At 64.2% G+C, this 12801-nt stretch carries 10 protein-coding genes and 1 pseudogene; 8 read left to right on the top strand and 3 right to left on the bottom strand.

Annotated features, from left to right (window positions below):
* Positions 1 to 162: 162 nt before the first annotated feature.
* Positions 163 to 1731, bottom strand: a complete 1569-nt coding sequence (locus BM150_RS24435; protein ID WP_245755378.1) for a radical SAM protein — start codon at positions 1729 to 1731, stop codon at positions 163 to 165.
* 346 nt (positions 1732 to 2077) lie between these two features.
* Between BM150_RS24435 and BM150_RS09070 the strand changes: the two genes are divergently transcribed.
* The 3 genes and pseudogenes from BM150_RS09070 to BM150_RS25030 form a co-directional block, all read left to right on the top strand.
* Complete coding sequence (locus BM150_RS09070; RefSeq protein ID WP_139219490.1) at positions 2078 to 3343, top strand: helix-turn-helix domain-containing protein; 1266 nt, start codon at positions 2078 to 2080, stop codon at positions 3341 to 3343.
* A complete protein-coding gene (locus BM150_RS09065) occupies positions 3340 to 3813 on the top strand; it encodes a hypothetical protein (protein ID WP_092926287.1) in 474 nt (157 codons plus the stop codon). Before BM150_RS09070 ends, BM150_RS09065 begins: the two co-directional genes overlap by 4 nt.
* Before the next feature lie 524 nt (positions 3814 to 4337).
* Positions 4338 to 4581 (top strand): annotated as a pseudogene (locus BM150_RS25030) (zinc-binding dehydrogenase); the annotation flags it as partial.
* A 57-nt stretch (positions 4582 to 4638) separates the two neighbouring features.
* Here BM150_RS25030 and BM150_RS09055 read toward each other — a convergent pair.
* Positions 4639 to 5499, bottom strand: a complete 861-nt coding sequence (locus BM150_RS09055) for a helix-turn-helix transcriptional regulator (protein ID WP_092926022.1) — start codon at positions 5497 to 5499, stop codon at positions 4639 to 4641.
* An 86-nt stretch (positions 5500 to 5585) separates the two neighbouring features.
* Here BM150_RS09055 and BM150_RS09050 point away from each other — a divergent pair, with 86 nt between their 5' ends.
* From BM150_RS09050 to BM150_RS24085, 5 genes are all read left to right on the top strand, one after another.
* Positions 5586 to 6347: an SDR family oxidoreductase gene (locus BM150_RS09050; protein ID WP_092926020.1), complete on the top strand. Its 762-nt coding sequence runs from the start codon at positions 5586 to 5588 to the stop codon at positions 6345 to 6347.
* A 28-nt stretch (positions 6348 to 6375) separates the two neighbouring features.
* Positions 6376 to 6582 carry a tautomerase family protein gene (locus BM150_RS09045; protein ID WP_092926018.1) on the top strand — a complete coding sequence of 69 codons (207 nt, stop codon included), beginning with the start codon at positions 6376 to 6378 and terminating at the stop codon, positions 6580 to 6582.
* A 678-nt stretch (positions 6583 to 7260) separates the two neighbouring features.
* A complete protein-coding gene (locus BM150_RS09040) occupies positions 7261 to 8577 on the top strand; it encodes an MFS transporter (protein ID WP_092926016.1) in 1317 nt (438 codons plus the stop codon).
* A gap of 127 nt (positions 8578 to 8704) precedes the next feature.
* Positions 8705 to 8899: a hypothetical protein gene (locus tag BM150_RS09035; RefSeq protein WP_139219489.1), complete on the top strand. Its 195-nt coding sequence runs from the start codon at positions 8705 to 8707 to the stop codon at positions 8897 to 8899.
* Positions 8887 to 9231 carry a hypothetical protein gene (locus BM150_RS24085; protein WP_175496744.1) on the top strand — a complete coding sequence of 115 codons (345 nt, stop codon included), beginning with the start codon at positions 8887 to 8889 and terminating at the stop codon, positions 9229 to 9231. The genes BM150_RS09035 and BM150_RS24085 overlap by 13 nt, the downstream gene beginning before the upstream one ends.
* A 363-nt stretch (positions 9232 to 9594) precedes the next feature.
* Here the strand turns inward: BM150_RS24085 and BM150_RS09030 are convergent, their stop codons facing one another.
* Complete coding sequence (locus BM150_RS09030; RefSeq protein ID WP_175496743.1) at positions 9595 to 11925, bottom strand: GmrSD restriction endonuclease domain-containing protein; 2331 nt, start codon at positions 11923 to 11925, stop codon at positions 9595 to 9597.
* Positions 11926 to 12801 lie beyond the last annotated feature (876 nt).

The following is a 12801-nucleotide window of genomic DNA, read 5'->3' as shown; positions in this document are numbered from 1 at the left end:
TGATCCCCGCGTGCGCGGGGCCTACACTCACTGCGCTGGGATTCTAACGGCGTGAGCGCGCTGTGAGAACCACTTCGTTCAGTCCTGCTCGTTTGTTCAAAGCGACGAGTTCTGGACACTCCGCGAAGGGAAGGGCACGTCGCTCGTGCACTCGAAGTTGCCTTACCGGTTCACGTTGGCGTCCGCAGTGAACGCCAGGTGGCTGATCGAACCGAGGTCGATGCCGTACCGGGCATAGATCTTGGTCGTGTTCTCGCCGGTGAGATCTTGCTCGGCGTACCCGAGCCGGTCGGCGACCGCGAGCACCGCCGATGTGCTGTCGGCCTCGATCTCGGCATACGGCGGTATGTGCGGCCATGCGTCGATGGTGACCTCGGCGCCGTCGAGCTCGAACCGTACCCGCGTATTCTCCTGATATGCCTTCGGGCGGTAACCCAGCTTGTCGAGCAGGACGTTGGTCGTCTCGAAGTCCGAGACCGCGACCTCGGTTTCGGTGGTACCGCTTATGCCGTCGTCGGCGATCTCCTTGATCGTGAGCGTGGTCTCGCCACCCGTGTCTCGCAGGCGAACCCACCGCGATTGATCTCCCGTGACGATGTCGTAGACGTAGCGGCGTTGCCATGCCTTGTCGATCCTGCGCCCGCCGAGCGCGACGACGCGGTGTTCGAACTCGTCCGGATCGATCTCCAGTACTTTCGCCTCGTGCTCGATCGCCATGACGTGATGATCCCTTCGTTGCTGTGAGGAGTGCGGCGCGTGCTGAGCCGGGGAAGTGGCGTGCCGAGCGAGCCGGGCGTACTCCGCTTCGCGGAACCGTACGACCTCGCTGGCGAGCTGCCCCGACAGGAACTCGTCGAGAGGTTGGCACAGGTCCATCCGTTGGATGCAGACGCCGACCATCCACCGGCCATCGCGAGCTCGGTACAGGCGCAGGCCGTAGAAGCCCTCCTGGCAGTCGGTGCCGTTGTTGAACCGGCACCCGGCGCACGTGTCCGGCAAGCGTGTGGGACGCAGCCGCTTGAACGAGATGTGCCGACCGTCAGCCATGCGGTACTCGGTCCGTGCACCGGAGACGCCCGCCGTTACGTGGTCCGCTACGGCGACCGCGCCTCGCTCGGTGAGGACGCGCTCGATCGCGTCGACGGAGGCCGTCCCGTGGTCGAGGCTGTTCAACAGGCGTACCGAGATCGCCGATGAGTACTCGTCGAGCAACCGGTGGACCCGTTCGACGTGCGTGTGGTCGAGCACGACGATGTTCGCCCGTGCTCCGATGCCGTGTCGTTCGCAAGCCGCGATGGAAGCACGCAGTGCCTCGATCTTCTTCTCGGCCCGCGCAGTGTCCTGAAACCGCGTGCTCTGTACTCGAGCGAGTTCGGTCGCCGTGGTGCCGAACACCGAGAAGTTCACGTGATCGAGCCCAGCGCGAGCGCACGCCCCGAGCACCTCGGCGCCGTTCTCGCCGTTCGAGGTCATGCGCACTCGATACCCGGCGTCGCGAGCGAGGCGCACGACCTCTGTCAACCGGGGGTGCAGGGTGGGTTCGCCTCCCGTGATGTGCAACTCGCTCAGTTCGAGTCCACGCAGCGCACGAAGCGCACGTTGGTATTCCTTATTCGGTTCAACTGTCGTGGGCAAGAAATTCGCCCCGTTACTCGCCACGTAGATGGACACACGCCCCGACTTGCCCGCGGTGACGAACTCCCCCGACGCTCGGCGCCGATTGTCAGCCACCACTGGCGTGCCCTCGTTGTGGCAAAACGTGCATGTCATCCCGCACGCGTCCACAACTTTGATTCGCAAGGTCGCATCCTTGTTCACATAGGTCGGAACGTTCGCGGCAAGATCCGACATCATTCGATCTCCTGCGTTGATTACAGCCCGTGGGGCGGAGCGGAGCAGGTCGAGTAGGTCCGACCTCTCCACCGTTTTGGCAGTGACACGACGAGCCTCCGTCGTCGCGCCCCGGGACGGGAGGGAGCGAAGTTGGGAGCGCAAAGGGAGAGTTCTGGGAGAGTTGAATTTCTCCGCTTGTATTCGGTCCGTTACTGTCAGAAACGGACTGATCAGAGGAGCAGGTGTGCCGGAGCCCAACGAAGCCCTACGCGTTGCACGACAACGTCTTGGGTCGCCGTCATCACCAGGTCAGCCGATGACCCGCCAGGAACTGGCCGAAGCCGTGAACGCCCAGACCTACCGGCTGACGGAGAAGATCACCGAGGTCGACGCCAACCACATCGGCAAGTGGGAGCGCGGCGTCATCCGTTGGCCTTCCGCTCACTATCGGCAAGCACTACGGCACATCCTGAATGCCGACTCAGACCTCGAACTCGGGTTCAGGCGAAGTGGCAACGGGTGTACCACTGAGAACGTGGACAGAAGGACCTACCTCGGAACGACCCTCGGGCTTGGTGTCGGCGTAGCGCTGGCACGAACTCGCGGTACGGGCGCGGCGGCGGACACGAGCGACGGGCTCGTCGCATCGATATCCGTACCGACCGAGTCTTATCGGCGCATGGAAGCGTCGGTCTCTTCGCAGCATCTCGCACCCGCCGTTGAAGGGCATCTGCGGTTGGTGAAGCAGGTCGTTCGGGGCAAGCTGCATGATGCTCGTGGATTCGCCGCTCTGAGCGAGGTCGCTGGTTTCTCAGCGTGGCTCGCGGCTGACCGAGGCGATACGGTCCTCGCACGTGCGCGATACCAGGAGAGCATCCGATTCGCCGAGTCAGCCAGGAATCCCCTGTTGGTGTCCTACATGATTGGGAGCCTCGGACACTTCGCCGTCGAGATCGGTGACCCGCACCAGGGTGTGCGACTGCTCGACAAGGCGGCTCGTCAGCTCGACAACAGTAGCCCGGTCGCCGCCCGAGCATGGCTCGCATCCTTGCGTGCGGTCGCCTTCGGCGCGCTACGAGATCGAGCGGCGATGACCGGAGCGCTCACCACCGCGGAACGCCTCGCTGATCGACATGCCGGCGAGGCCCGATGGCCGTGGGTGTTCGCTTTCACGGCGGCGAAGGTGGCTCGCTATCAGTCCAGTGCGCTGGCGAAATTCGGTGACGTCTCGGCGGCGAGGAGTGTCTACGCTGCCGTCGTTCCGTCGATGGCGGCTCCCAAGCCCCAGGCGCTCGCGAAGGTCGAGCATGCGTTACTACTGGCACGGGCAGCTCATCAGGACGAAGCCGCCAAACTCGGCTTGGAAGCGCTGCGGGTCGGCAAGCGGTACCGTTCTGAGCGGATCGTGTCGAACGTCCGAACGCTGCGATCCGAGCTGCCGGAGGGCGGTCGTGAGGTCGAGGATCTCGATCGGATGTTGACCAAGCTCTACGACGAGGATCAGTGGTGACGAAGCTAGCTATCACGGGACACCGGGGTCTCCCCGGCGATACGGAACGACTCGTGGACACCGCGCTCCGCGATGAGATAGCGAGCGCTCCCGAGGTCGTCGGGCTGAGTTGCCTGGCGGACGGCGCCGACAGCCTCTTCGCCCGGGCTGTACTCGATCACGGGGGAAAGCTCGTGGTCATCGTGCCCGCGGCTCAGTACCGGGAGGGGCTTCCCACAGAGCATCACCCGATCTACGACGCCCTCATGGCACGTGCTTCGGACGTGGTGCGGCTCAACCACGTGGAATCGACCTCGCGGTCCCACATGGACGCCAGCCTCGAAATGATCGACCGTGCCGACCGGCTGATCGCGGTGTGGGACGGCGAACCGGCACGGGGCTACGGCGGGACCGCCGACATCGTGGCGGCGGCGGAGGACCGTGCACTGCCGACCACCGTGATCTGGCCGGAGGGCGCCCGCCGCGACTGATCCCGAGCACGCCCGAGGGGGCCTACGGTGTCAATCCGGAAATACCCCTGACTGACGTAGGTCCATCCCCGCGTGCGCGGGGCCTACACTCACTGACCTGGGATTCTAGCGGCGTGAACGCGCTGTGAGAACCACTCCGTTGTGTCCTCTCTGGTCGTTTCTGGCGACGGAGTTCGGGATCGTATCGCCGGGTTGTTCCAGTACTTCGCTCGAAGCGAGGCTGCTCACCGGGTCATCTTAAGACCGTTCTGGACCGGGTTGGTGGGCGATCTTCGTGGCACACGAGGCCCACGCGTGGACGGGATGGCAGGCAGCAGCGGGATCAGGGCTTGACTTTCGTGGGGTCGTCGAACCGTCCGGCCATCCGCCCGAACCGTCCCACCGTCCTGCGGGCGCTGCGCTCTCCCCGGAATCAACGGGCGGACCACAAACTCCCGCGACGCGCCCGCGCCAGTCGCCGCGACGACCGATCCACCAGCAACCACGAGCATGCTGGCCCTTACTCCCCGCGTGAGACGTGAATCCGAACGGTTCCGTCCGCGGAACTGGGACGGTTCGACGTGGTCCTCGATGCGGTGGGCACCGACCTGCGGGGCTTCCGGCGTCTGCTCAAACCGTGCGGACGCTCTTCGACGATCTCGCCGGTCAGGTGGCTGAGGGAGACCGCGCCCGGCGGTGGACACGGTTTTCCCGCTCGAGGAGACAGCGGCGGCACACCGAACACTCGAATCGGGCGGTGTGCGCGGCAAGTACGTGGTCACGCCCTAGTGGTGCGATCGTTTCGCATACATCGCGTTCCCACAGCGGGCGAGGGGGCGATCCGGATCAGGTTCGGCTGTCCGTGAGGTCCTGGGTTCCGATCACCGAGAGCATGTCGAACGCTTCGGCGGTGCCGCTGCCGGGCACGGGAGTGAACCACAACAGCCGCTGTCGGTGATCTTCGCTGAACAGGTGGAGGCAGTTGACCTCCAGCAGGCCGAGTTCGGGATGGATGATGCGCTTGCGGTCATTGCGGCGGAAGGCGACGTCGTGCTCGGCCCACAGGGTCGCGAACTCGCGCGAGTTCGCCAGCAGTTCCTCGATCATCGATGTGGTTTCCGAGTCGCGCGCGCTGCGGGTAGCGGCCGCGGCACGCAGGTCGGCGGCGAAGGCGCGGGACTGGGTGTCGTGATCCTCCTCCGGATAGAGGTGTCGCGCCTGGTCGTCGGTGAACCACCGGTAGATGAAACTCGCTCGTTTGCCGTGAAAACCGGAGTGATCGCCGAGCAGCGCGGTGGCGAGCGGGTTCTGCACGAGGGTGGAATGAAGATCGGTGATCACCTGGGCCGGTGTCGACGGCAGGCGGGCGAGCAGGTCGAGCATGCCGGGGTGCACGTGGGCGGCGGGGCCGGTTTCCGAAGGGACGGGCCGGTCGGCGAGGTGGAAGAGGTAGTCGCGCTCATCGCAGGTCAAGCGTAAAGCCCGGGCCAGGGCAGCCAACATCTGTTCGGACGGCTGCGAGCCGGCGCCACGCTCGAGCTCGTTGTAGTAGTCCACCGACGCCCCGGCCAGTTGTGCCACCTCGTCGCGGCGGAGCCCGGGGACCCTCCGGCGCGGACCGGTGACGAAACCGACGTCGTCCGGGCGGATTCGTTCGCGGCGGGAGCGTAGGAACGCCCCCAGCTCGCCGTACTTCGCGGCACTCATGTACCCAGTGTGCGTCTGGTGGGGGTGCGGACACAGGGGATGGGATCCCCTGGTTGCCCCGTTCGGGCGGCCGCATCGTGGGGGACATGACAGACAACGGCACCACCAACCCGGCCGGCCGGCGGGTCGCCGTCGTCACGGGTGGTTCGCGTGGCATCGGCAGCGCCGTCGCCAAGCGGCTCGCGGCGGACGGACTCGCCGTGGTCGTGAACTACGCGGGAAACTCCGCCGCCGCGGCGGACACCGTCGCGGCGATCGCCGCCGGGGGCGGCACGGCGGTCGCGATGCGGGCCGACGTCGCTGACGAGTACCAGGTGTCCGCGCTGTTCGACCGTGCCGAGCAGGAGTTCGGCGGGATCGACGTCGTCGTGAACTCGGCAGGACGCCTGGCGCTCTCGCCGATAGCTGATCTCGATCTGGAGGTGCTCGACGACCTTCACCGCACGAACATCCGCGGCACGTTCGTCGTGGCGCAGCAGACCGCGCGGCGGCTCCGCGGTGGTGGAGCCTTCGTCGGCTTCTCGACCAGCGTCGTGGCCACGCAGTTCCCCGATTACGGTGCCTACACCGCCAGCAAAGCGGCCGTGGAGGCGATCACCCTGATCCTCGCGCGGGAGTTGCGCGGTCGCGACATCACGGTCAACGCCGTCGCACCCGGCCCGACGGCGACCGAGCTGTTTCTCGACGGCAAATCGCAGGAACAGATCGACACGCTGGCCAAGACCCCGCCGCTGGAGCGGCTGGGCACCCCCGAGGACATCGCGGCCGTCGTCGCCTACCTCGCCGGCGAAGACGGGCGGTGGATCAACGGTCAGGTGCTGCGCGCCAACGGTGGTATGGCCCGATGACCCACTCGAACCGAAATGGAGTAATCACATGCCTTTCGCGAACGTCAAGGTACCCGCGGGGACTCTTACCCCGGAGTCGAAGAAGAAGTTGCAGGACGCCGTCGTTGATGCGTTCACCGGCGTTTATGGCGATCGTGCCCGGTCGAACACGCTCGTGATCCTGGAAGAGGTCCACGACGATGGCTGGTGTCTCGGCGGGACCATCCTCAACCAGGATGTTTTGGGTCGCAGCTGAATCGCGAGGCTTGACGCGGCGGAAACATCGCTCCGCCGCGTCAGCTGTCCTTGGCCCGGGTGCGGAGGTGCTCCGGTTCGGGGTGCGCGGCGATGAACGCCTAGAACCGGAACGAGCGGAACGGGCCGCCCGTCGAGCCTGCTGATCACGTCGGGACAAGCCGGTGACGCTCCTGCTTTCCTGCCGTCGCTGGCAACCGTGCGCGTTCCTCGGCCTGGCCGTGACGATTCACGCACCGGGTCCATCCCCGCGTGCGCGGGGCCTACACTCACTGACCTGGAATTCTAGCGGCGTGAGCGCGCTGTGAGAACCACTCGTTCCGGCCTCCTCCGATCGTCCGGCATGACGACGAGGCTCGGGGCTCGTCCCTGCGAGCCACTTCTCCCGCCGCAGCGTACGAGCATTGTGGACCGTGCTGTGCCGGGGCGGCTCGAGCCCCCGGAAGACGGTCGCGCTCTCTTCCGCCGCGCTCTTCCGCCATGCTCTCCCGCTCTCCGTCGGCGCCCGCTCTGCTGCCGCCGGTCCTTTTCGTCCTTTTCAAGATCGAGTTCCGTCGCCCTCTTGTGATTGCCGCGTTCCGCCGTTAACGTTCCCAAAACTTACAGCGTTAGTTATCTGCGCCACACCCACCTGTCCGTGCGAGTCCCCGTAAGCTTCGACACGAAGGGTGCATACCAAATGGTCGGTACGTCCCAGCCGAACTCCCGAAAAGTGGCCTTCGCCAGCCTCATCGGCACCACCATCGAGTGGTACGACTTCTTCATCTACGGCACCGCCGCCGCGCTGGTGTTCAACAAGCTGTTCTTCCCCGAACTCGACTCGATGGTCGGCGCGATCGCCTCCTTCGCCACCTTCGCCGTCGGCTTCATCGCCCGCCCGCTGGGCGGCGTCGTGTTCTCCCACTTCGGCGACCGCCTCGGGCGAAAACCGATGCTGATCTGGTCGCTGATGCTGATGGGCGTGGCCACGCTGGCCATCGGGCTGCTGCCCACCTACGAGACGATCGGTGCATGGGCACCGCTGCTGCTGGTCACACTGCGCTTCGCCCAGGGCATCGGCGTCGGCGGCGAGTGGGGCGGCGCGGCCCTGATGGCCGTCGAGCACGCCCCCGAGAACCGACGCGGCTTCTACGGCTCCTGGCCGCAGGTCGGCGTGCCAGCCGGGCTGCTGCTGGGCAACCTCACCTTCTCGGCGATCTCGGCCAGCGTCGGCGACGAACAGTTCTTCGCATGGGGCTGGCGGATTCCCTTCCTGCTCAGCGCCGTGCTGATCGTGGCAGGGCTGGTCATCCGCATCACGATCAGCGAGAGCCCGGTCTTCGAACAGGTGATGAACACCAAGGAGAAGGCCAAGATGCCGGTGCTGGAGGCGCTGCGCTCGCACCCGAAGACGATCCTGCTGGCCACCGGCATGTTCCTGGGCACGCACGCCACCTTCTACATCACCAGCACCTGGATGGTCTTCTACACCACGCAGGAGGGGTTGTTCGAGCGCACCACGGTGCTCAACGCGAACTCGCTGCTGAGCTTCGTCGACATACCGCTGATGCTGCTGTTCGGGCTGCTGTCCGACTTCTTCGGCAGGCGCAGGATGGTGCTCGGCGGTATGGCCGTGATGGCGCTGATCGCCGTGCCCTACTTCATGCTGGTGGGTACGGGTTCGATCATGCTGTACCTGCTCGGCGGCATGGTGATGCAGCTGTGCCGGACAGCGGTCTACGGCCCCCAGTCCGCCTACTTCTCCGAGCTGTTCTCCACCCGGCTGCGCTACAGCGGCATCTCGGTGAGCTACCAGCTCGCGTCCATCCTCGGTGGCGGCATAGCCCCGATGATCTGCACCTGGCTGTACGGCACCACGGGTTCGGCGATGTCCATCGCCGCCTACGTGATCGTGCTCGCGGTGATCTCGTTCGGCTCGGCCTACCTGCTGACCGAGACCTACAAGCGTGACCTCACCAACGACGAGGCGGACACCACCCCGGCCGGGCAACGCTAGGAACTCCGGTTTCCGAAGTGGACACCGAGGCGCTTTCGCTAGGGGCTCGTCCCGGATCGTTGGCCGGGAAATCGATCTCCGTGGTGATGGGTCAGGCTAGTTCTCGCACGTCGTGTGGGAGGTGGAGATGGTTCGTCGTCCGGAGGTGTTCGTCCGGTCATTGACGATGGAAGAAGGCCGCGATCTGCGGCGGATCAGTCGCACTGTGAAGGATCCGGTCAAGCTGCGACACGTGATTGGGGTGCCGATGTCCGGGCCGGGACAGGCAGTTCGTTACATCACCTCGTCGATGCAGTTCAGCGAGGATATGTGCCGGATGTGATCCATCCGCTCAACGAGCGGTGGTTCGATGCGCTGGCCCTCTCAATGGATCGGGGACGTCCGAGAGTGATCGGTGAGCAGCTGCGAGAACGTGTCTGCCTGATCGCCAGGACGTCCCCGTCCGACTGGGGCATCACCGCGCTTTCGATCTGGTCGTTTGCCGAACTTCGTGATCACCTCGTCCAACGGAGATCGGTGGTGCCGGTCTCGATCGAGATGCTGGAGCGGATCCAGCGGGCCGGGGGCGTGTCCTGGCAGACCACCATCACGGGGATGCGCCTCCACCGACCCCGACTTCATCACCAGGATGGCCCGCATCCTCGAGCTGTATGACCGCACTGGTCGACGGTCGGATGGTCTGCGTCGACGAGTTCTACCCCCTTGAGCCTGCTCTGCCCAGGTCCGAAAGACCTGGCGCCCAGGCCAAGACCGGATTCGCCACCGACTCACTCATCCGTACCTGGATCCATTACCCCACCAAAGTTGCCTGATGAACCACCAGCAGGAGAAGCAGGAAGGCGTCACCGCACCTGTTGAGGACGTGTCTCATATGGATGATCAGGGACTGGCATGATCTTGGCCCGCCGGGTGTGACCCCCAGCTCTGCAGGCGCTGTGGGCACACCCCGTGCCCAGTCTGACCGCACGTGCTCGGTGTAGCCGCTAGAGTTCGGCCGCTACCTGTTTGGACCAAAGATCAACTCGGCCACCGCCGCTGCTGGTAGTCGAGTATCTCTTGGCCCAGCAACTCGCGGGTGCTGTTGTTGATGCGCACGAAAAAGCACGGTTTTTTCTCTCCTTTCTGCGGTGTCGCGAAGATCGGTTTGGCCGAGGGGCCGACTTCGATTTTGGAGACCACGTGGTCGTCGATATCGCAGAACTTGACCGTCATCTCGGCCGCCGCCGTACTTCCTAGAGCGCTCGCGATGAGGTCGGTTAGCCAAAGCTCCCAACCGTCGCGATCGCCGCCGGAGACGAACTGGAAGTCCTCATCGACGCCGATGACCGATCCCTCGTCCGTAACGCCGACCAGGAGGTTTCCACCATGTGCGTTCATGAAACCCGCGATCGACTTCACGATCTTCCACTCGTTGGCCGGATCTTTCTCACCCGTGTGAAGATTGCGCCGGGCCGTGGCCTTGAACTCCACAACCTTGCTTTCCTCGGCGGCGATCAGTGACTTCACGTGGGACCGGAGCTGTTCGGGCTCCTTGTCGCGGTCGACAAAGGGGCTCTCGCTCCGATCGGCGCTGCGGTTCACCGGCTTGCCCATGGATTCTTCTATCTGCTTGATGAGTCGTTCGAACCGATGGTTGAAGAAGCCGGCGAAGTCATCGTTGCGCAACGTAATTGGGTCGACGTCGTGGGAATGCAGGATGGCGTCGAGCTCACCTGTCTCGATGCCGTGCACTGACTCGATGCGCGAGAGGTATCGGCTGGGCGCGGAGTTCCCGATCCTGCGGTTGGTTCGTGCGTCGATCGCGGTCTTGTTCACGATGCTGTTCGCGATGCTGTCGCTGATCTCGTTCGCGGAGCACCAGCGCTGAGGGAAGAGGTGGCGGATATCGATGGAGTCGCTCAGGTACGACTGCATGTTGATGGTGTCACCGGTGTGGAAGTCGCGTGCGCCGCGCTTCATCTGCAGCGCGTAGAGGCCCTTGTAGGCAGCGCTGTTGCGCGTTCGCAGCGTAAGCAGTCGCTCTGCCTGGAACTGCGCTTCCCGGACCGTGCGGGGCTCCGAGCCGTCGTCCGCGATCCAGGCTGCGACGTCCACCAAGTCGTAGGCGAACCGTGTCTCAGTCGATCCGCCGTACATCTCGCCGAAGACCCCGCACCAATACCACTGCCGGAGTCGTTGCCGGTTGTGGTGCTTCTCGGCGTCTTCACCGAGAAGAACGAACAGGGCGGTCAGCGGGACGAGTTGGGTGGAGTAGGGAAGGTCGCGGGCGTGGAAGACGTGTTCGCCGTGCAGGAAGGACACGACTCGTTCGAGCGCGTCGCTGACGGTGTCGGCCCACTTTCGATACTCGGTCAGTTCGAGCCTGAGGATGTCGCGCCGTTTGCAAGATACCGGTGGGGCCTTGTCGTCACCGGGTTTGACGGCAAGTTGTCGTTGACGGCGTTCGTAGGTGGACAGCAGCGTGATGGTTTGGAGGAAGTCGGTCGCTTGGAAGAGTCCGAGAACCGGATGTTTTGCGAACCGGTTGGCCCGGCCGTTCCAATCTTCGCGTAGGTGGTAGTCGTCGGCGGCATAGGTCGCGGTCAGCAGCTCGAAGACAGTCAGCGTGACGCCGCCGGTATTGACCTTTTCGAAAACCTGGCACACCGCTTCTTTTGGCGTCGATCGAACGAGTTGAATCGCCGGGACCTGGTAGTGTACGAACGCGTTGATGACGTTCTCGGTGAACGCCTTCCACCGTTCTACCCGAGCGTTGTGCTCACCTGGTCCATACTGGATGTATTTCAGTTGCCACGACATGGTCTCGCTGTAATCGAGGACAATGTCCAGTGGAAACATTTCGGAGGTCACTTCAGCATCCCGGGACGATACATCGATCAGGACCTCGCCGCGGAATGTCCGGACGATGCCGTCCTCTGGAACACCGAACACGGCGTCCTCGCGTTCCTTGAACGGGTCGAGGCACGCGTTGATGTCGGCGTAGTAGCGCTGCCGCAGGTTGTTACCCCTCGCATCCTGGGTAGGTACGGCCCCGCCGGAGCTCAGCGCGAGGTACAGCGATGTCATCCGCTGCTGCCCATCGAGCAGGAGGAATTCGGGCTCGACCGACGGGTCCGGTTTTGCGCCTTCCAACGGCCGAGGCCGGAACCGGACATCGGGGTTGCCTGTTTGCAGCGTCATGACCGCACCGATCGGATACGACGTGGAAATCGAGGCAAGCAGGCTCGCGATATGACCGTCGTCCCACACCCACCCGCGCTGGAAATCCGGGAGCTGAACTTTTCCGGTGCGCACCTGGTCGAGAAGTTGTGCGAGCGGGATCTCATCGCTCGTGAACTTCTTTTCCACAAGGCTCTCCTGAAGATTCGACGAAGAGGACGTCATCCCGTTTGGGAGATCAACGCCTTCACGATATCGAGCCGCGGCTGACCGGTGTGGGCTGTTGCAGCATCGTGATCACGAGTGGAGCAACGGTGTCTTGCCTCCTCGTGGGCTGAACGAGCCGGCGACGAATCGGTCGCTTCGATGCGCGCACTCGACGTTTCGCTTCGTCCTGATCAACCCAGCCTGTGGTTTTTCGGTGCGATCTAGCTACGCCGGCGGCACGATCACTGGCCAACCACAGCTTTGACTGGCTCAAGTTCGGCTTCCTAAGCCTGCTGCCCAGTTCCGGAAACTCTGGCGGCCGTTGCTCAAGCCCCGGCTATTGGTGGCGACCTACCAAAGCAACTGCGGGTTGATGCGCATGCTCGCGGCTTTGAATCTGACTACCGGAAAGATTCACTACCGGGTTGTTCGTGACCGCAAACCTCGTCCCGAGTTCCTCCAACTACTCACGGGCTTGCGGACCCGGTGGCCCGGTGAGATGCCTCTAAATCGTCTGTGACGACTTCTCCCCGCACCAACATCTCGCCGTACGAGTGTGGGCAGCTGCCAACAAGGTCGAGTTGCTGTTCCTACCGACCTACGGATCCTGGCTGAACTGGATCGTATCCGGGGTGCCGCCCTACATTCCTTCGGACTCGAGGGCACTGATCAGCGCAGCCACACCGAGCAGAACGCCGCGATTCGCGCCTACGTTCGCTGGCGCAACGCCTGCGCCCAGCCCAAGACCGGATTCGCCACCGACTCACCCATCCGCACCTGGATCCATTACCCCACCAAAGTTGCCTGATGACCACCAGGTCGTCGTCGGGGCACCTTGGGCTTGCACAACCGTCAATT

Source organism: Actinopolyspora alba (assembly GCF_900112765.1).
Lineage (GTDB): Bacteria > Actinomycetota > Actinomycetes > Mycobacteriales > Pseudonocardiaceae > Actinopolyspora > Actinopolyspora alba.
This window is presented reverse-complemented; position numbering and strand designations above follow the sequence as displayed.